The sequence below is a fragment of the Leclercia sp. LTM14 genome (genome assembly GCF_023736175.1).
GTDB lineage: Bacteria > Pseudomonadota > Gammaproteobacteria > Enterobacterales > Enterobacteriaceae > Enterobacter > Enterobacter barmai.
The window spans coordinates 292,285-312,468 of record NZ_JAIKTT010000001.1 but is presented as its reverse complement, the minus strand read 5'-3'; the positions used below and the strand labels follow the sequence as shown (position 1 = coordinate 312,468).

General features: G+C 57.7%; 21 protein-coding genes. 15 read left to right on the top strand and 6 right to left on the bottom strand.

Features of this window, described 5'->3' with window-relative positions; translation table 11 throughout:
* Window positions 1-9: 9 nt before the first annotated feature.
* The 8 genes from cheZ to K5I40_RS01450 all read left to right on the top strand — a co-directional run bounded on the left by cheZ (window position 10) and on the right by K5I40_RS01450 (window position 8,494).
* Window positions 10-654: a protein phosphatase CheZ gene (cheZ, locus tag K5I40_RS01485; RefSeq protein ID WP_039030843.1), complete on the top strand. Its 645-nt coding sequence runs from the start codon at window positions 10-12 to the stop codon at window positions 652-654.
* Between the two features lie 254 nt (window positions 655-908).
* Window positions 909-1,133, top strand: coding sequence for a hypothetical protein (locus K5I40_RS01480; RefSeq protein WP_138369359.1), 225 nt, complete (start codon window positions 909-911; stop codon window positions 1,131-1,133).
* Window positions 1,134-1,210: 77 nt separating this feature from the next.
* Window positions 1,211-1,774: an AlpA family transcriptional regulator gene (locus K5I40_RS01475; protein ID WP_223073850.1), complete on the top strand. Its 564-nt coding sequence runs from the start codon at window positions 1,211-1,213 to the stop codon at window positions 1,772-1,774.
* Window positions 1,775-1,894: 120 nt separating this feature from the next.
* A complete protein-coding gene (gene flhB / locus K5I40_RS01470) occupies window positions 1,895-3,043 on the top strand; it encodes a flagellar biosynthesis protein FlhB (protein WP_039030923.1) in 1,149 nt (382 codons plus the stop codon).
* Window positions 3,036-5,114, top strand: coding sequence for a flagellar biosynthesis protein FlhA (gene flhA / locus K5I40_RS01465; protein WP_138369357.1), 2,079 nt, complete (start codon window positions 3,036-3,038; stop codon window positions 5,112-5,114). Before flhB ends, flhA begins: the two co-directional genes overlap by 8 nt.
* Window positions 5,114-5,506 carry a flagellar protein FlhE gene (locus K5I40_RS01460; protein WP_138369356.1) on the top strand — a complete coding sequence of 131 codons (393 nt, stop codon included), beginning with the start codon at window positions 5,114-5,116 and terminating at the stop codon, window positions 5,504-5,506. Before flhA ends, K5I40_RS01460 begins: the two co-directional genes overlap by 1 nt.
* A gap of 260 nt (window positions 5,507-5,766) precedes the next feature.
* The gene (locus K5I40_RS01455; RefSeq protein WP_223073851.1) at window positions 5,767-7,350 is read left to right on the top strand and encodes an MFS transporter; all 1,584 of its coding nucleotides are present in this window, start codon (window positions 5,767-5,769) and stop codon (window positions 7,348-7,350) included.
* 4 nt (window positions 7,351-7,354) lie between these two features.
* A complete protein-coding gene (locus K5I40_RS01450) occupies window positions 7,355-8,494 on the top strand; it encodes a glycoside hydrolase family 105 protein (protein WP_039030839.1) in 1,140 nt (379 codons plus the stop codon).
* 143 nt (window positions 8,495-8,637) lie between these two features.
* Here K5I40_RS01450 and argS read toward each other — a convergent pair whose 3' ends face one another.
* Window positions 8,638-10,371: an arginine--tRNA ligase gene (gene argS, locus K5I40_RS01445; protein ID WP_223073852.1), complete on the bottom strand. Its 1,734-nt coding sequence runs from the start codon at window positions 10,369-10,371 to the stop codon at window positions 8,638-8,640.
* Window positions 10,372-10,545: 174 nt separating this feature from the next.
* On the opposite strand from argS, the gene K5I40_RS01440 reads away from it, so the two are divergent.
* Complete coding sequence (locus K5I40_RS01440) at window positions 10,546-11,106, top strand: VOC family protein (protein WP_223073853.1); 561 nt, start codon at window positions 10,546-10,548, stop codon at window positions 11,104-11,106.
* 9 nt (window positions 11,107-11,115) lie between these two features.
* Window positions 11,116-11,859 (top strand): copper homeostasis protein CutC, encoded by a 744-nt coding sequence (gene cutC / locus K5I40_RS01435; protein ID WP_223073854.1) that lies wholly within the window; start codon window positions 11,116-11,118, stop codon window positions 11,857-11,859.
* A gap of 268 nt (window positions 11,860-12,127) precedes the next feature.
* Here the strand turns inward: cutC and cmoB are convergent, their stop codons facing one another.
* Genes cmoB through K5I40_RS01410 form a run of 5 tightly spaced genes read right to left on the bottom strand, consistent with a single transcriptional unit; the run spans window position 12,128 to window position 15,705 of the window.
* Complete coding sequence (cmoB, locus tag K5I40_RS01430; protein WP_039030835.1) at window positions 12,128-13,099, bottom strand: tRNA 5-methoxyuridine(34)/uridine 5-oxyacetic acid(34) synthase CmoB; 972 nt, start codon at window positions 13,097-13,099, stop codon at window positions 12,128-12,130.
* Window positions 13,096-13,836: a carboxy-S-adenosyl-L-methionine synthase CmoA gene (cmoA, locus tag K5I40_RS01425; RefSeq protein WP_223073855.1), complete on the bottom strand. Its 741-nt coding sequence runs from the start codon at window positions 13,834-13,836 to the stop codon at window positions 13,096-13,098. Before cmoA ends, cmoB begins: the two co-directional genes overlap by 4 nt.
* Before the next feature lie 40 nt (window positions 13,837-13,876).
* Window positions 13,877-14,272 carry an MAPEG family protein gene (locus K5I40_RS01420; protein WP_138369354.1) on the bottom strand — a complete coding sequence of 132 codons (396 nt, stop codon included), beginning with the start codon at window positions 14,270-14,272 and terminating at the stop codon, window positions 13,877-13,879.
* A gap of 51 nt (window positions 14,273-14,323) precedes the next feature.
* A complete protein-coding gene (locus tag K5I40_RS01415) occupies window positions 14,324-15,142 on the bottom strand; it encodes a DUF72 domain-containing protein (RefSeq protein ID WP_223073856.1) in 819 nt (272 codons plus the stop codon).
* Entirely contained in the window at window positions 15,139-15,705 is a 567-nt protein-coding gene (locus tag K5I40_RS01410) for a hydrolase (protein WP_223073857.1), read from the bottom strand. The genes K5I40_RS01415 and K5I40_RS01410 overlap by 4 nt, the downstream gene beginning before the upstream one ends.
* 240 nt (window positions 15,706-15,945) lie before the next feature.
* On the opposite strand from K5I40_RS01410, the gene aspS reads away from it, so the two are divergent.
* The 5 genes from aspS to ruvA all read left to right on the top strand — a co-directional run bounded on the left by aspS (window position 15,946) and on the right by ruvA (window position 20,183).
* Window positions 15,946-17,718: an aspartate--tRNA ligase gene (gene aspS, locus K5I40_RS01405; protein WP_039030830.1), complete on the top strand. Its 1,773-nt coding sequence runs from the start codon at window positions 15,946-15,948 to the stop codon at window positions 17,716-17,718.
* 1 nt (window position 17,719) lies between these two features.
* Window positions 17,720-18,163, top strand: coding sequence for a dihydroneopterin triphosphate diphosphatase (nudB, locus tag K5I40_RS01400; protein WP_039030829.1), 444 nt, complete (start codon window positions 17,720-17,722; stop codon window positions 18,161-18,163).
* Between the two features lie 27 nt (window positions 18,164-18,190).
* Window positions 18,191-18,931, top strand: coding sequence for a YebC/PmpR family DNA-binding transcriptional regulator (locus tag K5I40_RS01395; RefSeq protein ID WP_039030828.1), 741 nt, complete (start codon window positions 18,191-18,193; stop codon window positions 18,929-18,931).
* Between the two features lie 34 nt (window positions 18,932-18,965).
* Window positions 18,966-19,487, top strand: coding sequence for a crossover junction endodeoxyribonuclease RuvC (ruvC, locus tag K5I40_RS01390; RefSeq protein WP_039030827.1), 522 nt, complete (start codon window positions 18,966-18,968; stop codon window positions 19,485-19,487).
* 84 nt (window positions 19,488-19,571) lie between these two features.
* Window positions 19,572-20,183 (top strand): Holliday junction branch migration protein RuvA, encoded by a 612-nt coding sequence (gene ruvA / locus K5I40_RS01385; RefSeq protein ID WP_039030826.1) that lies wholly within the window; start codon window positions 19,572-19,574, stop codon window positions 20,181-20,183.
* Window position 20,184 lies beyond the last annotated feature (1 nt).

The following is a 20,184-nucleotide window of genomic DNA, read 5'->3' as shown; positions in this document are numbered from 1 at the left end:
GTACGGGAGATGATGCAGCCTTCGATTAAACCTACGGATGAGCATTCACCCGGCGACATAATTGCCCGGATCGGCAGCCTGACGCGTATGTTGCGCGACAGCCTGCGTGAGCTGGGACTGGATCAGGCGATTGCAGAGGCGGCGGAAGCAATTCCTGATGCCCGTGACCGTCTTGATTATGTTGTACAGATGACTGCCCAGGCGGCAGAGCGTGCGCTGAACAGTGTTGAAGCGTCACAGCCGCATCAGGACGAGATGGAAAAGGGCGCAAAAGCGCTGACCAAACGCTGGGACGACTGGTTCGAAAACCCAATCGAACTGTCCGACGCCCGCGAACTGGTCACCGATACTCGTCAGTATTTGGGTGCCGTACCGGGTCATACCAGCTTCACCAATGCGCAATTGCTGGAGATCATGATGGCGCAGGATTTCCAGGACCTTACCGGTCAGGTGATCAAGCGCATGATGGACGTGATCCAGGAGATTGAGCGCCAGCTGTTGATGGTGCTGCTGGAGAACATGCCGGAGCCTTCCGCGCGTCCGCAACGCGAAAACGAAAGCCTGCTGAATGGCCCACAGCTCGACACCACCAAAGCTGGTGTCGTGGCAAGCCAGGACCAGGTGGACGACCTGCTGGACAGCTTAGGCTTCTGAGCCTTGCAGAAATGCCACCTGCAAAGGTGGCGTTTTTCTTTACACATCCGTTTCATCCCTCTTTACGACCCGCCTTCCAGAACCGGTATTTCGCCGTGACATCAACCCTTTCTAATGCATTAATTCTGTTAGTCTTTGCAGGGCTTTTGCTGGCCGTAGACAGCAAAAGCGGGAACGTGGCGACACGGACGTGCATGAAATATTGCCGTTGACAGTTGTCAACACATGCAATAGGATCCTGTTAACGGAGGCAAATGAAGAAACATCCGAACAAGCATATTCAGGAGGCTATTGAATATGCCCTGAGTAAGGGCTGGGTTTGGGTGCCACCAGGACATTCAGCGCACTGCTTTTGCAAGCTACGCTGTGGTAACCCAGAAGGTGAACATCGGGATCACCAGATGAGCGTATGGTCGACGCCGAAAAATGCGGAAAACCATGCCATGCAAATCATTCGCAACGTAAATCATTGCCTTTGATTTCGCCCGGTAAGGCGTGGTTGCGGCCATGCCTTATCGAATACAAAGAAACGCTAACAACAAAATGAAGAGGTATTATGGCGCTGTTTAACTTCACTCTGACCCTCTCAGGCGTAACCTGCGGGACTGAAGGACTGGAAGACGCACTGTATGCAAGCGGCTGTGGCGATGCGCTGATCTGCGCATATGGCAACTCCGTCTATCTCACCTTTGATCGGGAGGCTGAAACATTAAATGACGCTATCGCCTCTGCGGTCGACAACATTGAATCTGCTGGCGTCGGGGCGATCGTACAGTCTGTCGACTCTGCTCTGGTCGGCCTGAGCGACATCGCGGAGATGACTGATATGTCCCGTCAGGCTATCGCCATGCTGAAAGATGGCACGCGTGGCGGCGGCGATTTCCCTTGCCCCATTCAGCGGATCGCTGGCCAGTCCCCGCTTTGGGAGTGGGCAGATGTGGCGAACTGGCTTGCCAGCAATGGACGGTTAACCGAGGAGAGCGAGCTGGTGGTGAACGCGCGGGTGCTCAGCAAGTGGAACCTGATATTAAGAAACAGCGTCTCAAAGGACTTTGAAGAGATTGGCTCCCTCGCCGCATCGCTGGTGGCACGCCGTAGCAAACAGGCTTTGCAGGGGTAATCCCCTCGCTGATACGACCGAATAGCCTAAATCAGCCCTTTTATCGCCCCTAATTAACCCATTGGTCACGCGCGGCTTTGGCATCATATCGTCCAGACCTCTACCTGCGAGATGCTTGCCGTGGCAGAAGACAGCGACGACAAAACAGAAGCCCCCACACCCCACCGACTTGAAAAAGCGCGTGAGGACGGGCAAATACCCCGATCCCGAGAACTCACCTCGCTGCTGATTTTATTAGTTGGCGTGTGCATTATCTGGATAGGCGGGGAGTCCCTTGCCCGCAGGCTGGCCGGTATGCTCTCGGCCGGGTTGCGCTTCGATCACAGCATGGTCAACGACCCTAACCTGATCCTCAGCCAGATTATCCTGCTGATCAAAGGCGCGATGGTCGCGCTGCTGCCGCTCATTACCGGCGTGGTGCTGGTGGCTATCGTGTCGCCGGTGATGCTGGGCGGGCTGGTGTTTAGCGGTAAATCGCTGCAGTTTAAATTTTCTAAACTGAACCCGCTGCCCGGTATCGCGAAGATGTTCTCGGCCCAGACCGCTGCCGAACTGCTGAAAGCGTTGATGAAAGCGACGCTGATGGGCAGCGTGGCGGGATTTTTTATCTGGCACAACTGGCCGGAGATGATGCGCCTGATCAGCGAATCACCGTTCACCGCCATGCGCAACGCGCTCAATCTGGTGGGGCTCTGTTCGCTGCTGGTGGTGCTCTCCATTATCCCGATGGTTGGCTTTGACGTTTTCTTCCAGATTTACAGCCACATTAAAAAACTGCGCATGTCCCGCCAGGACATTCGTGACGAACATAAGCAGATGGAAGGCGACCCGCACGTTAAAGGGCGTATTCGCCAGATGCAGCGCGCCGCCGCACGTCGCCGGATGATGGAAGATGTGCCGAAAGCGGATGTGATTGTCACCAACCCGACCCACTACTCCGTTGCGCTGCAGTATGACGAAGACAAAATGAGCGCGCCAAAAGTGGTGGCGAAAGGGGCAGGGCTTATCGCGCTGCGCATCCGTGAAATTGGTAATGAAAATCGTATTCCGATGCTGGAAGCTCCGCCGCTGGCGCGTGCGCTCTACCGGCATGCAGAAATTGGACAACAAATCCCGGGCCAGCTGTACGCCGCGGTAGCGGAAGTACTGGCGTGGGTATGGCAGTTGAAACGCTGGCGTCTGGCGGGCGGTCAACGGCCTGTGAAACCTGAGAATCTCCCGGTGCCTGCCGCGCTGGATTTTATGAACGAGAAGGACTCTGATGGCTAATCTGGTGGCAATGTTGCGCTTGCCGAGCAACCTGAAATCGACCCAATGGCAGATTATGGCCGGGCCGATCCTCATCCTGCTAATTCTGTCGATGATGGTATTGCCGCTGCCGGCATTTATCCTCGACCTGCTTTTCACCTTCAACATCGCGCTCTCCATTATGGTGCTGCTGGTGGCAATGTTCACCCAGCGCACGCTGGAGTTTGCTGCCTTCCCGACGATCCTGCTGTTCACCACGCTGCTGCGTCTGGCGCTGAACGTGGCCTCCACCCGTATCATTCTGATGGAGGGCCATACCGGCGGCGCTGCGGCAGGTAAGGTGGTTGAGGCCTTTGGCCACTTCCTGGTGGGTGGCAACTTTGCCATCGGGATCGTGGTGTTCATCATCCTCGTGATCATCAACTTTATGGTGATCACCAAAGGTGCGGGGCGTATCGCAGAAGTTGGCGCGCGTTTCGTGCTGGACGGGATGCCCGGTAAACAGATGGCGATTGATGCCGATCTGAACGCCGGTCTGATTGGCGAAGATGAAGCGAAAAAACGCCGTGCCGAAGTGACCCAGGAAGCGGACTTCTACGGCTCGATGGACGGTGCGAGTAAGTTTGTTCGCGGCGACGCCATCGCCGGGATCCTGATCATGGTGATCAACGTGGTGGGCGGCCTGCTGGTTGGGGTTCTCCAGCACGGGATGGCGATGGGGCAGGCGGCAGAGAGCTACACCCTGCTGACCATCGGTGACGGCCTGGTCGCCCAGATCCCGGCGCTGGTGATCTCCACCGCAGCCGGTGTGATCGTGACCCGCGTCGCCACCGATCAGGACGTCGGCGAGCAAATGGTGACTCAGCTGTTCGCCAACCCGAACGTGCTGATGCTGTCGGCGGGGGTTCTCGGTCTGCTGGGCCTGGTGCCGGGCATGCCGAACTTCGTCTTTCTGCTGTTTACCGCCGCGCTGCTGGGGCTGGCCTGGTGGATACGTGGCCGCGAAACCAAACCGAAGAGCGAGCCTGCACCGGTTAAAATGCCGGAAAACACCCAGGCGGTGGAAGCCACCTGGAATGACGTTCAGCTGGAAGACTCCCTGGGCATGGAAGTGGGCTATCGCCTGATCCCGATGGTTGATTTCCAGCAGGACGGCGAACTGCTGGGGCGTATCCGCAGTATCCGTAAAAAATTCGCCCAGGACATGGGCTTCCTGCCGCCGGTGGTGCATATCCGCGACAATATGGATCTGCCTCCTGCGCGCTACCGTATCCTGATGAAAGGAGTCGAGATCGGCAGCGGTGACGCCTATCCGGGGCGCTGGCTGGCGATTAACCCAGGCACCGCGGCGGGGACGCTGCCGGGCGAACAGACCATCGACCCGGCCTTTGGCCTGGCGGCGATCTGGATCGAAAGCGCCCTGAAAGAGCAGGCGCAAATCCAGGGCTATACCGTGGTGGAAGCCAGTACCGTCGTGGCAACGCACCTTAACCACCTGATCGGTCAGTTCTCGGCAGAGTTGTTTGGTCGCCAGGAGGCGCAGCAGCTCCTCGATCGCGTGACCCAGGAGATGCCGAAGCTGACCGAAGATCTGGTGCCAGGCGTCCTGACCCTGACCACGCTGCACAAGGTCCTGCAGAACCTGCTCGACGAGAAAGTGCCGATCCGCGATATGCGTACCATTCTGGAGACCCTGGCCGAACATGCGCCGCTGCAAAACGATCCGCACGAGCTGACAGCGGTGGTGCGCGTGGCCCTGGGTCGGGCCATCACCCAGCAGTGGTTCCCGGGCACCGGCGAAGTGCAGGTTATTGGCCTCGACACGCCGCTTGAACGTCTGCTCCTGCAGGCGCTGCAGGGCGGCGGCGGTCTGGAGCCGGGGCTGGCGGATCGTCTGCTGGCGCAAACCCAGGAGGCGTTACAGCGCCAGGAGATGCTCGGCGCACCGCCGGTGCTGCTGGTCAATCACGCCCTGCGTCCGCTGCTCTCGCGCTTCCTGCGCCGCAGCCTGACACAGCTGGTGGTGCTGTCGAATATGGAGCTGTCGGACAATCGCCACATCCGCATGACCGCCAGCATTGGAGGCCAGTGATGCGTAAATTACTCTGGTTACTGGTTTTGCCGATGATGGCTCAGGCCGCAGGGGAGGGGGCATGGCAGGACAGCAGTATCGGCCTGACCCTGACCAACCGTGGCGTGGCGGCATCGTCACGCCCGCTGTCGGCGAAGCAGCCGGTGTCTGGCCTGATGACCCTGGTGGCCTGGCGCTACGAGCTTAATGGCCCGATCCCCGCCGGGCTTAGGGTGCGGCTCTGCTCCCAGGCTCGCTGCACCGAACTGGACGGGGCCAGCGGCACGACAAATGCCTTTAATAACGTGCCCGCCGTAGAGCCGCTGCGCTTTATCTGGGAAGTCCCCGGCGGCGGTCGCCTGATCCCCGCCCTGAAGGTCCAGCGCAACGAAGTGATTGTGAATTACCGCTAAACGCCCGCTTTTTCGCCAGTTATCAGGCCATTCTGATGACTGGCTCTCATTTTTGACCCCGCCTTTTGAAGCAAGAGAAACGCTGTTTTATAAAAGAGTGACACGCGTAGTAAATCTCTTTGCATTTTTGCCAGTTGCCCCGTCGTGATGGCAGAAACAGAAAGGTATCCCGATGGCGATACTCTTACTGTAACCCTGTAGTCACTCCCGTTAGCTCCGGGTTAACCGGGAGTCATCTGAAACTTACAGGGTCGACGGTAATGAAAACACGTAAAATTGGACTCGCGAACTATCTTGCTTACGGATCGGGCGATTTTCTCGGGGCGGGAACCACAGCGCTGACCGCTGCCTGGCTGTTGTATTTCTACACGACCTTCTGCGGCCTTACGCCGATTGAGGCCACCTTCATCTTCGCGGCGGCAAGGGTGCTTGATGCCGTCGTCAGTCCGCTGATGGGCTTCCTGACCGATAACTTTGGCACCACCTGGCTTGGCAAACGCTTTGGCCGCCGTAAGTTCTTTATCCTGCTGGGTATCCCGTGCGTCTTCAGCTACTCGCTGATGTGGGTCGGGGATATGGGCTTCTGGTACTACCTGCTGACCTATCTGATCTTCGATATCGTCTACACCATGATTCTGGTCCCGTACGAAACGCTGGTGCCGGAGATGACCGACGATTTCAAACAGAAAACCAAATTCTCCGGCGCGCGTATCTCTATGGCGCAGATGTCGGCGATTCTGGCCTCTTTCCTGCCGGGTATTCTCCTGACCCACTTCGGTAAAGACAACGCCGTCTCCTTCTTCTACGCCAGCCTGGTGTTCTCGGTGCTCTGCGCCCTGATGCTGACCTTCGTCTGGTTCTTAACCTGGGAACGTCCGCGGGAAGAGTGGAGCGAAGCCGCGCTGCGCGCCGAAGAGGAGAAGAAAAAGCTGACCCTTGGCCAGAGCCTGAACCGTCTGTTCGTTGAGCTGAGCTCTACCCTGCGGATCAAAATCTTCCGCCAGCACCTGGGGATGTACCTCGGGGGCTATATCGCCCAGGACGTGTTCAACGCCGTCTTCACCTATTACGTGGTCTTCGTCCTGATGCAGGAAGCCTCTATGGCCTCCAACCTGCTGGGCACCATGGCTATCTTCCAGTTCCTCGCCGTTATCGCCATGATCCCGCTGTGCATCCGCTTCGGACCTGCGCCGTCGTACCGCATGGTGGTAGTGCTGTTTGGTCTGGCCTCCATGTCTTACGCCGGGCTCTATTACGCAGGCATGAGCGACATCTACGCGCTGCTGCTGCTGGTTTCTGCGCTGGCGGGTCTGGGCCGCGGCGGGATCAACTACGTACCCTGGAACACCTACACCTACATTGCTGACGTGGATGAAGTCATCACCGGCCAGCGCCGTGAAGGGATCTTCGCCGGGATCATGACCCTGACACGTAAGGCCTCCCAGGCGGGTGCCATCATGCTGGTGGGGATTGTGATGCAGATGTCCGGCTTCGTGAGCGGCCAGAAGGTGCAGCCGGAAGGGGTCAGCCACACCATTCTGATGATCCTGAGCGTGGGCACTATCCTGGTGCTGATCTGCGGCTTCCTGGTGTCGCTGCGCTTCAAGCTGAACTTACAGACGCACAGCACGCTGCGTGAAGAGACGGCCAAAATGCGTGAGTCTGGCCGGGCAATGCCGGAGACCGCGACACCGCAGGCCCGCGCCACGGTTGAGATGCTGGCCGGTATGCCTTACGACTGCCTGTGGGGTAACAACAACATCGGTTATCTGAATCGTAATAAGCCCGCTGCACCGTCCCTGAAAGAACGTGCTCCACTGAATTCGACATACAACAGAGGTTAAGATTATGAAGGTTTGGCCTGTCAAACATAGCCCGTTACTGCGTCAGCCAGAGCGTTTTATCGCAAGAGATGAGCTGAAAACGCTGATCCAAAAAGTGACGCATAACCTGGTGAACATTCACGATAAAACCGGCGAGTTTTTACTGCGGCTGGACGACGGGCGGGTAATCGACACCAAAGGCTGGGCGGGCTGGGAGTGGACCCACGGGGTCGGTCTCTACGGTATCTGGCAGTATTACTGCCAGACCGGGGATGACGCGATGCGCGATATCATCGACAGCTGGTTTGCCGATCGCTTTGCCGAAGGGGCCACCACCAAAAACGTCAACACCATGTCACCGTTTTTGACCCTTGCGTATCGCTATGAAGAGACGCGCAACCCGGCCTGGCTGCCGTGGCTGGAGAGCTGGGCCGAGTGGGCGATGAACGAGATGCCGCGCACCGATCATGGCGGCATGCAGCACATCACCCTGGCGGAAGAGAACCACCAGCAGATGTGGGACGACACCCTGATGATGACCGTCCTGCCGCTGGCGAAAATTGGCAAACTGCTCAACAAGCCAGAGTATGTGGAAGAGGCGGTGTATCAGTTCCTGCTGCACGTGCAGAACCTGATGGACAGGGAGACCGGCCTGTGGTTCCACGGCTGGAGTTACGACGGTCAGCATAACTTTGCAAACGCCCGCTGGGCGCGTGGCAACAGCTGGCTGACTATCGTGATCCCGGATTTCCTCGAACTGGTGGATCTGCCGGAAAACAACGCCGTGCGCCGTTATCTGGTGCAGGTGCTGAATGCGCAGATTGCCGCGCTGGCGAAGTGCCAGGACGAGAGCGGCCTGTGGCATACGCTGCTCGACGATCCGAACTCCTACCTGGAAGCGTCCGCCACGGCAGGGTTCAGCTACGGGATCCTGAAAGCGGTGCGCAAGCGCTACGTGGGGCCGGAGTATGCTGAGGTGGCCGAAAAAGCCATTCGCGGGATTGTCAAAAACATCTCCCCGGAAGGTGAGCTCCTGCAAACCTCGTTCGGGACCGGGATGGGTAGCGATCTGGAGTTCTATCGCCAGATCCCGTTGACCTCGATGCCGTACGGTCAGGCGATGGCGATATTGTGTCTGACGGAATATCTGCGGAAATTCTTCTGATCTGGTGGAAATTCCCCGGTGGCGCTGCGCTTACCGGGGCTACAAAACAATAAACCCGGCTTTCGCCGGGTTTATTGTTTTCATTACCGGGTTTGTAGGCCTGATAAGCGTAGCGCCATCAGGCATTGACCCGGGTAAAGATGTTACATACGTTCTACGGTTTCGATACCCAGGGTATCCAGACCCAGCTTCAGGGTCTTCGCCGTCAGCTGCGCCAGCTTCAGGCGGCTGTTGCGAACCGCTTCGCTCTCGGCAGAGAGGATAGGGCAGTGCTCATAGAAGCCAGAGAACAGGCCAGCCAGATCGTACAGGTAGGCACACATCACGTGCGGCGTACCGTCGCGGGCGACCACGGAGAGCGTCTCTTCGAACTGCAGCAGACGCGCGGCCAGCTGCGCTTCACGATCTTCAGTGATGGTCACCTGCGCCTGGGCCAGCGCGCTTTCATCGATGTCAGCTTTACGGAAGACAGACAGCACGCGGGTATAGGCATACTGCATATACGGCGCGGTGTTACCTTCAAACGCCAGCATGTTATCCCAGTCGAAAACGTAGTCGGTGGTACGGTTCTTGGAAAGATCCGCGTATTTCACCGCACCGATCCCGACGGCGTTGGCCAGTTTTTCCAGCTCGTCAGCAGGCATGTCCGGGTTTTTCTCGGCTACCAGACGACGGGCACGCTCCAGCGCCTCATCCAGCAGATCCGCCAGCTTCACGGTGCCGCCTGCGCGGGTTTTGAACGGCTTGCCGTCTTTACCCAGCATCATGCCGAACATGTGGTGTTCCAGCGGAACGGAATCCGGCACGTAGCCCGCTTTGCGCACGATAGTCCACGCCTGCATCAGGTGCTGGTGCTGACGGGAGTCGATGTAATAGAGCACGCGATCCGCATGCAGCGTCTCGTAGCGATACTTGGCGCAGGCGATATCGGTGGTGGTGTAGAGGAAGCCGCCATCCTTTTTCTGGATGATGACGCCCATCGGTTCGCCTTCCTTGTTTTTGTACTCATCAAGGAACACCACCGTCGCGCCTTCGCTTTCGACCGCCAGGCCTTTGGCCTTCAGATCGGCCACGATACCGGCCAGCATTGGGTTGTAGAGGCTTTCACCCATCACGTCTTTGCGGGTCAGGGTCACGTTCAGACGATCGTAGGTGATCTGGTTCTGAGACATGGTGATGTCCACCAGCTTGCGCCACATCTCGAGGAAGTAGGCATCGCCACCCTGCAGTTTCACCACGTAGCTGCGCGCGCGCTCGGCGAAGGCTTCGTCTTCGTCGTAGTGCTTTTTCGCGTCGCGGTAAAAGCCTTCGAGGTCCGCCAGCGCCATCTCACCGGCGTTTTCCTGCTGCTGTTTCTCCAGCCAGGCGATCAGCATGCCGAACTGGGTGCCCCAGTCGCCGACGTGGTTCGCACGGATCACGTTGTGGCCGAGGAACTCCAGGGTGCGCACCGCGGCGTCACCGATGATGGTGGAGCGCAGGTGGCCGACGTGCATCTCTTTCGCCACGTTCGGGGCGGAGTAGTCGACAACGATGGTCTGAGCCTGCGGCTGCGCCACGCCCAGACGGTCGGACTGCAGCGCGGCATCCACGTTTTGCGCCAGGAAAGCCGGGTCGAGGAAGATATTGATAAAGCCCGGACCGGCGATTTCGGTTTTGCTGGCGATACCCTTGAGATCCAGATGTGTCAGGACCTGCTCTGCGAGTTGTCGCGGCGCCATGCCCAGTTTTTTAGCCACTGCCATCACGCCGTTGGCCTGATAGTCGCCAAACTGTACTTTCGCTGACTGACGAACCTGCGGTTCACAGTCTGCAGGTGCGCCTGCAGCAATCAGTGCCTGACTGACTTTTTCTGAGAGAAGAGCCTGAATATTCACCGGGATACCTTACATTTTTGACGCAACCATCATGCTGTCGCATCAGTTAAAGAAATTAGGCCGGGAGTATACTGCAATTGCCCGTTGCCGTCAGCACTGGCTCAAATCAGCGGTTGGTCGCAGGCGGGCAACAGAGTAAATTAACGCTTTTGCGTGACGATAAGAGTATTAACGATGGCGAACTGGCAATCTGTTGACGAGCTGCAGGACATTGCAGCCGATTTACCGCGTTTCACCGACGCCTTTACGGCGCTTTCCGCTCGCCTGGGTCTGGATATCGCCCCGCTCGCGGCGGACCACATCTCCCTGCGCTGCCACCAGAACGCCACTGCGGAACGCTGGCGGCGCGGGTTTGAGCAGTGCAGCGAGCTTCTCTCGGAAAACATCATCAATGGCCGTCCCATCTGCCTGTTTAAGCTGCACGAGCCGGTGTGCGTCGACCACTGGCGCTTTACTGTGGTCGAGCTGCCCTGGCCGGGTGAAAAACGCTACCCGCACGAAGGCTGGGAGCATATCGAAATCGTCCTGCCCGGCGACCCGGATACCCTGAATGCCCGCGCCCTGGCGCTGCTCTCTGACGAGGGGTTAAGCCAGCCCGGGATCTTTGTGAAAACCAGTTCGCCAAAAGGGGAGCATGAGCGTCTACCCAATCCCACCCTGGCGGTGACCGACGGCAACGTGACGGTGAAGTTTCACCCCTGGACAATCGAGCAGATTGTCGCCAGCGAAGAATAAGGAGGCTTTATGGCATTGCTTGAGATCTGTTGTTACAGCATGGAGTGTGCCCTGACCGCGCAGGAGCAGGGTGCCGATCGTATTGAGCTCTGTGCCGCTCCGAAAGAGGGCGGGCTGACCCCGTCTTATGGCGTACTGAAATCGGTGCGTCAGGCGGTGCGTATTCCGGTTCACCCGATTATCCGGCCCCGCGGCGGGGATTTTTGCTACAGCAGCGGCGAGTTTAACGCCATGCTCGAGGATATCGCCCTTGTGAAAGAGCTGGGGTATCCGGGGCTGGTGACCGGCCTGCTGAATGAGGACGGCGACATCGATATGCCGCGTATGCGCCAGATTATGGCCGCCGCACAGGGGATGGCGGTAACTTTTCATCGTGCCTTCGATATGTGCATCAATCCGCAGCAAGGCTTTGAAAAGCTGGCGGAACTGGGGGTGGCGCGTGTGCTGACATCCGGCCAGCAGTCGTCTGCTGAAAAAGGTATTTCATTAATTAAGGAACTAAAAGCGCAATCAGGTGTTCCAATAATAATGGCGGGTGCTGGCGTTCGCGCCGCCAACCTGGAGACGTTTTTACAGGCAGGGGTTGAAGAGCTTCACAGCTCGGCCGGGAAATGGTGGCCATCACCCATGCGCTATCGCAATACAGGGTTGTCGATGTCGACGGATGCTGAAGCGGATGAATATTCCCGCTATGGCGTAGAGGGAGAGTCGGTAGCCCGAATGAAGGCGATAATCGAGCAGTATCGCCGCTAAAACCAGTTTTTACCGCGCATCATGTCGCCCAATGTGATGCTTGTTTGTACCAGGCCCCTGCAATTTCAACAGGGGCCTTTTTTTATCCTTTATCCTTCATATTTCAAGCCGCAGCGGCGTTGGCTGCCTCGCTCACCCCGGTCACTTACTGATGTAAGCTCCCGGGGATTCGCTGCGTTGCCGCCTTGCTGCAACTCGAAATATTTCGGATAAAATGGCAGATGTTGTTTTGTAGGCCGGGTAAGGCGAAGCCGCCACCCGGCAAAAATCACGGCCTGGTGGCAATCAACACCGCACGGACCGGGGCCGGATAACCTTCGATCGTTTTGCTGCTGTCGTTCGGGTCGAGGAACTCGGCCAGCGATTCGGTGGTCATCCACTCTGTACGGCGCTGCTCTTCGGTGGTGGTAACGCAAACGTCCGCGATGCGGATATCCACAAAACCGCACTTCGCCAGCCAGTTTTTCAGCGCCAGCGCCGACGGAATAAAGTAGACATTACGCATCTGGGCATAACGATCCCCCGGCACCAGGACGGTGTTCTCATCCCCTTCAACCACCAGCGTCTCCAGCACCAGCTCGCCGCCGCTGACCAGCTGATCTTTCAGCTGCCAGAGGTGCTCCAGCGGGGAGCGGCGATGATAGAGCACGCCCATTGAGAAGACGGTGTCGAACGCCGCCAGGGCAGGGAGTTGCTCAATGCCCAGCGGCAGCAGGTGCGCGCGCTGGTCGTTGCCAAGCAGCTTGCGCACGGCTTCGAACTGGCAGAGGAACAGCTGGGTTGGGTCGATACCCACCGCCAGATGCGCGCCAGCGCCAATCATGCGCCACATGTGATAGCCGCTGCCGCAGCCGACATCGAGAATGGTGCGCCCGGTTAAATCGGAGAGGTGCGGCAGGACGCGATCCCACTTCCAGTCTGAACGCCATTCGGTGTCGATCTGCATGCCGTACAGCGAAAACGGCCCCTTGCGCCACGGCATCAGGTTACGCATCAGATTTTCAAGACGCAGCTTATGGCCTTCGCTCAGCGGCTCTTCGCTCTCGGCGGTCACGCTGTGCAGCAGGTCGAGTTTATACGGCGTCATCTCCGGCAGAAATTCTACCGCATTCTTCCACTGCTTAAACTGACCGTGCAGCGACTCACGCTGCCAGGCGGCGATCTGCGCGGGCAGGGTTTCCAGCCAGTGGGAGAGGTGGTTTTTGGCAATCAGCTGATAAAAGTTACCGAAATCAATCATGCGTCACCGCCCTTCAGCGCCACCAGCGAGCCAAAGTTGAAGCACTGGAACCACAGCTCGCTGTGCTCGAAGCCGGCCTTGTGCAGACGCGCCTTATGGGCCTCAACCGAGTCGGTCAGCATCACGTTCTCCAGCATGCTGCGCTTCTGGCTGATCTCCAGTTCGCTATAGCCGTTGGCGCGTTTGAAATCGTGATGCATGTTGAACAGCAGCTCGCCAACGGTGGCATCTTCGAAGCTGAATTTTTCCGACAGCACCAGCGCGCCGCCGGGGTTCAGCCCCTGATAAATTTTGTCCAGCAACAGCTGACGATCTTCGGGCACCAGGAATTGCAGGGTAAAATTCAGCACCACCATGGAGGCGTTTTTAATTTCGATATGGCGAATATCGCCCTCGACCACCTCTACCGGGGTCGGCGCTTTCCAGGCGTCGATATGACGGCGGCAGCGTTCGACCATCGCCGGAGAGTTGTCCACGGCGATAATGCTGCACCCGTCGTGCTTGATGTTACGACGAACCGACAGCGTGGCTGCGCCCAGCGAGCATCCCAGATCGTAGACCTGCGTGTCCGGCTGAACAAAACGTTCAGCCAGCATGCCGATCATGGAGATAATATTGGAGTAGCCGGGGACCGAGCGCTGGATCATATCCGGGAAGACTTCAGCCACCCGTTCATCGAAGGTCCAGTCGCCCAGACTGGCGATAGGCGCAGAAAAAAGCGTGTCGCGATCTGACATAACGTAAAAATCCGGGAAAAATAAAGGGGCGTATTGTGCGCTAATGCAGGGAGAAAACCAACTCCCAGGGCATATACCACAGGTTAGCCAGCACCATTAGCACAAGCGAACACCAGGTGGCGCTCATGCCGGAACGACGCCAGCGGAACAGGCGCTGATGGAGGCCATAGTAGTGCATCAGGCGTCCAAGGATCAGCAGCAGGCCGCAGACATGCACCATCCAGGTCTCCGCGCCGTTCATTTCCATAAACAACAGCAAAATCAGCGCCGCCGGAATGTACTCCACCGCATTGCCGTGAATGCGGATCGCGGTTTGCAGCTCAGAGAAACCCCCGTCGCCATAAGAGACGCGGTACAACATCCGCAGGCGCGCAACATCGAACGAAAACTTGATTAACAGTAACGCACCCAGCACCGCATACAGCGCGCAAACCATACAAACTCCCTGTTTTTTGGCAGATGGCATTTCATATGATAGGGGCTGAGATTAGAAAAGAGAAGATTGCTGCGGAATAGTGGGGGCATCGCCAATGGACGGCGCCACGGCCTGCAAGGCCTGCCAGAGAGCATCGACCAGTTCCGGCGCCTGGGCGATATCGGGAGTATGTAAAAAAAGATAGGGGGTGGCGGTCAGTTCCCACTTCGCCAGGGTCTGCAGCCAGACGGCAAACAGCGCCTGGTTTTGCGGCATATTGTCGCTGCCGATAAACCGCACCATCGGATTACTGGCGGTCATCACCGCATGCACCGGCACCTTCGGTTTTTTGCGCTGCGCTTCGATGATGGCTTCGTTATGCGCAACGGCGGCATGAACGGGACGGCTGTCGAGAATCGTCCGGTTGACGCCGCGCTCGTGCAGGCCGCGGTTAAGCGCTTGCTCCGCTTCGCCTTTCATAAAGAACTCAGGATGACGGACCTCTACGCCGTAGGTAAATTCCCGGGGCAGGGCGTCGAGAAACTGCCAGAGCGCGGGCAGATCGCGCGGGCCAAAGGTGGCAGGCAGCTGCACCCAGTACTGGCCGATGCGGTCGGCCAGCGGCGACAGTCGGGTGAAAAACTCGGCGGTTAAATCATCGCAGTTATGCAGCGCGGCCTGATGGGAGATGGTGGCCGGGAATTTAAAGCAGAAGCGGAAGTCATCGCCGGTCTGATCCCGCCAGCGCGCCACTACCTCAGGTTTAGGCAGGGCGTACAGCGTGGTATTGCCCTCCACACAGTTAAAGTGGCGGGCATACTCTTCAAGACCGGTAATCCCCAGCCGCACCCATTTCGGATGCGACCATTGGGGTAACCCCAGATAGATCATAGTGCGCTGATAATCTCGTCGGTGCTGCGTACCCGGCCAATGCGCGGGAAGATATTGGTCATGCTGCCGAGATGCTGGTCGGCCGAGGCCGCGCTGCAGGCGTCTTCGGCGATCACCAGATTAAAGCCCAGCTCCCAGGCGTTACGCGCGGTGGACTCAACGCCAATGTTGGTGGAGATCCCACACAGAATAATAGTGTCGATACCGCGACGACGCAGCTGTAACTCCAGATCGGTGCCGTAGAATGCGCCCCACTGGCGTTTGGTCACCTCGATATCGCTATCGCGTTTGCCGAGAGACAGCGGGTAGTGCCACCAGTTTTCCGGCAGGGCATGGGCGGGCGCCTGGGCATCCACCGGCTGTTTCAGCGCCTCGGCGAAATCGGCGGACCAGCCCACGCGCACCATCACCACGGGCGATCCGCTGGCGCGGCATTTTTCGGCCAGACGTGCGCTGCGGCTGACCACATCCTGGGCGGTATGCGGACCACCGGCAAAGGGCAGGATCCCTTCCTGTAAATCAATCACCACAAGGGAGGTACGGGCGGCGTCGAGAGTGAACATGGTTATTCCTGTTAAATAGTTAGCCTTGCTAATACCTTACGCTGAGCCAGCATGTTCCAGGTCTGATATTTTTGTTAAATTTTGTGAGAATATGCAAGATGCGAGCAGCAAACGCGCGTCTGGCGCGCTTCTCTCTTATCGTCTGGCGGAATTTCCAGTATAATAGCCGCCTTTTTTCATCCAGTTTGATATACAGAAAGCTGCGACCTTGTAGCCTGCGGCTAAGTTAAGGGATATCTCATGCGTACAGAATATTGCGGGCAGCTGCGTCAGTCCCACGTCGGACAGCAGGTGACCCTGTGTGGTTGGGTCAACCGTCGTCGTGATCTTGGCAGCCTTATCTTTATCGATATGCGCGACCGCGAAGGCATCGTGCAGGTGTTTTTCGATCCAGACCGCGCCGATGCGTTAAAGCTGGCAGCTGAACTGCGTAATGAGTTCTGCATCCAGGTGACCGGTACCGTGCGTGCGCGTGACGAAAAGAACATCAACAGCGACATGGCGACCGGCGAAATCGAAGTGCTGGCGACCGATCTGACCATTATTAACCGTTCAGACTCACTGCCGCTGGATTTCAACCACGTCAACACCGAAGAAGCGCGTCTGAAATTCCGCTATCTTGATCTGCGTCGCCCGGAAATGGCCGATCGCCTGAAAACCCGCGCGAAAATCACCAGCCTGGTGCGCCGCTTTATGGACGATCACGGTTTCCTCGATATCGAAACCCCGATGCTGACCAAAGCGACCCCGGAAGGCGCGCGTGACTACCTCGTGCCATCCCGCGTTCATAAAGGCAAATTCTACGCGCTACCACAGTCCCCTCAGCTGTTCAAACAGCTGCTGATGATGTCCGGTTTCGACCGCTACTATCAGATCGTGAAATGCTTCCGTGACGAAGACCTGCGTGCTGACCGTCAGCCAGAATTTACCCAGATCGACGTCGAGACCTCCTTCATGACCGCTGAGCAGGTGCGTGAAGTGATGGAAGCGCTGGTCCGTAGCCTGTGGCTGGACGTGAAGGGCGTGGATCTGGGCGACTTCCCAATCATGACCTTCGCTGAAGCGGAACGTCGCTACGGCTCTGACAAACCAGACCTGCGTAACCCGATGGAGCTGGTGGACGTTGCCGACCTGCTGAAAGGCGTGGAGTTCGCGGTCTTCTCTGGCCCGGCTAACGATCCGAAAGGCCGCGTCGCCGCGCTGCGCGTACCTGGCGGTGCTGCCTTAAGCCGTAAGCAGATTGACGACTACGGCAACTTCATCAAAATTTATGGCGCGAAAGGCCTGGCTTACATCAAAGTCACCGAGCGCGCGAAAGGCATCGAAGGCATCACCAGCCCGGTGGCGAAATTCCTGAATGCTGAGATCGTTGAATCCATTCTGGCGCGTACTGAAGCCCAGGACGGCGACATGATCTTCTTCGGCGCGGACAACAAGAAAGTGGTTGCCGACGCGCTGGGCGCACTGCGTCTGAAGCTGGGCAAAGATCTGAACCTCACTGACGAAGCCAAATGGGCGCCGCTGTGGGTTATCGACTTCCCGATGTTCGAAGACGACGGCGAAGGCGGTCTGACCGCGATGCACCACCCGTTCACCTCCCCGAAAGAGATGAGCGCGGCAGAGCTGCAAGCGGCACCGGAAGAGGCCGTCGCTAACGCCTACGACATGGTGATCAACGGCTACGAAGTGGGCGGCGGTTCCGTGCGTATCCACAGCGGCGACATGCAGCAGACCGTATTTGGTATTCTGGGCATTAACGAACAGGAACAGCGCGAGAAGTTTGGCTTCCTGCTGGATGCCCTGAAGTACGGTACACCGCCGCACGCAGGTCTGGCGTTTGGTCTGGATCGTCTGACCATGCTGCTGACCGGCACCGACAACATTCGTGATGTTATCGCCTTCCCGAAAACCACCGCCGCTGCGTGTCTGATGACCGAAGCGCCAAGCTTCGCTAACCCGGCTTCCCTGAGCGAACTGGGTATCGAAGTGGTGAAAAAGGAAGAGAAAAACTGATATGGCATATAAGCTTCCCGTTTCCGTGTTAGTGATCATTTATGCAGAAGACACGAAGCGGGTGCTGATGTTGCAGCGACGCGACGATCCCGCCTTCTGGCAGTCGGTTACCGGCAGCCTGGAGGAGGGTGAAACCGCGTTGCAGGCCGCCGCGCGTGAAGTAAAGGAAGAGGTCGCCATTGATGTTGCTCGCGAGCAACTGACCCTGAAGGACTGTCAGCGCACGGTGGATTTTGAAATCTTTAGCCATTTACGTCATCGCTATGCGCCGGGGACCGAACGCAATACAGAATCCTGGTTCTGCCTTGCGCTTCCCCACGAGCGGGAGATCGTGTTCACCGAACATTTGACCTACCGCTGGGTTAATGCAGCCGAAGCCGCAGCGTTAACCAAGTCGTGGAGTAACCGGCAGGCGATTGAAGAATTTGTAATTAACGCCGCCTGAAAGGGCGCGCTTTTTGGAGAGTTTTTTATGGCAGGTCATAGTAAGTGGGCCAACACCAAACACCGCAAAGCGGCACAGGATGCCAAACGCGGTAAGATCTTCACCAAAATCATTCGTGAGCTGGTTACCGCAGCTCGTCTGGGTGGCGGCGATGCCGGCTCTAACCCGCGTCTGCGCGCAGCGATCGATAAAGCGCTGAGCAACAACATGACCCGTGACACCCTGAACCGTGCTATCGCCCGTGGCGTAGGCGGCGATGAAGACGCGAACATGGAAACCATCATTTATGAAGGTTACGGTCCTGGCGGCACGGCGGTGATGATTGAATGCCTGTCCGACAACCGTAACCGTACCGTGGCCGAAGTGCGTCATGCCTTCACCAAAACCGGTGGTAACCTGGGCACCGACGGTTCTGTTGCGTACCTGTTCAGCAAGAAAGGCGTGATCTCCTTCGAGAAAGGCGACGAAGACGCGATCATGGAAGCGGCGCTGGAAGCCGGTGCTGAAGACGTTGTGACCTATGACGACGGCGCGATTGACGTCTATACCGCATGGGAAGAGATGGGTGCCGTGCGTGATGCGCTGGAAGCCGCTGGCCTGAAAGCCGACGCAGCCGAAGTCACCATGATCCCATCCACCAAAGCGGATATGGATGCGGAAACCGCACCGAAACTGCTGCGTCTGATCGACATGCTTGAAGATTGCGACGATGTGCAGGAAGTTTATCACAACGGTGAAATCTCCGACGAGGTTGCGGCTACTCTGTAATGGCCCAACGTAAACCGATAACCGGAGCGGCGTGATGGCGATTATTCTCGGTATTGACCCGGGCTCACGCATCACCGGTTATGGCGTTATCCGCCAGGTCGGGCGTCAGTTAACCTACCTGGGCAGCGGCTGTATCCGTACAAAAGTGGACGATCTGCCGTCGCGCCTGAAGCTCATTTACGCGGGCGTGACGGAGATTATCACTCAGTTCCAGCCGGACTATTTCGCCATCGAACAGGTGTTTATGGCGAAGAACGCCGACTCGGCGCTGAAGCTGGGTCAGGCGCGCGGCGTGGCGATTGTCGCCGCGGTGAACCAGGATCTGCCGGTGTTTGAATACGCCGCGCGGCAGGTCAAGCAAACCGTGGTGGGGAACGGTGGGGCAGATAAAAGCCAGGTGCAGCACATGGTGCGGACCCTGCTAAAACTGCCCGCCAATCCACAGGCGGATGCCGCTGATGCGCTGGCAATTGCCATTACCCATTGCCACGTTAGCCAGAACGCGATGCAGATTAGCGAGTCTCGGCTCAACCTGGCGCGCGGTCGATTACGCTAAATGTGTGAAATCAGGCTGGATGTTTATCCAGCCTTTTTTTATTATGGCAGCGGTAACTTTTAGCCCTTAACGCAGGAGCGTCACGTGATAGGCAGACTCAGAGGCATCATCTTAGAAAAACAACCCCCGATAGTGCTGCTTGAGGCCGCAGGCGTGGGCTATGAAGTGCACATGCCGATGACCTGCTTCTATGAGTTGCCGGACGCGGGCAAAGAGGCGATTATCTTTACTCACTTCGTGGTGCGTGAAGATGCCCAGCTGCTGTTTGGCTTTAACAACAAGCAGGAACGCACCCTGTTTAAAGAGCTGATCAAAACCAACGGCGTGGGGCCAAAACTGGCGCTGGCGATCCTCTCCGGGATGTCGGCTGCGCAGTTTGTTAACGCCGTTGAGCGTGAAGATCCCGCCGCCCTGATTAAACTTCCGGGCATCGGTAAGAAAACGGCCGAGCGCCTGATTGTCGAGATGAAAGATCGCTTCAAAGGTCTGCATGGCGATCTGTTTACCCCTGCTGCCGACCTCGTGCTGACTTCGCCGGCGGGCCCGGCAACAGATGATGCGGAACAGGAAGCGGTTGCCGCGCTGGTGGCGCTGGGCTATAAACCTCAGGAAGCGAGCCGAATGGTAAGTAAAGTGGCTAAACCGGACGCTACCAGTGAAACCCTGATTCGTGAAGCGCTGCGCGCCGCATTGTGAG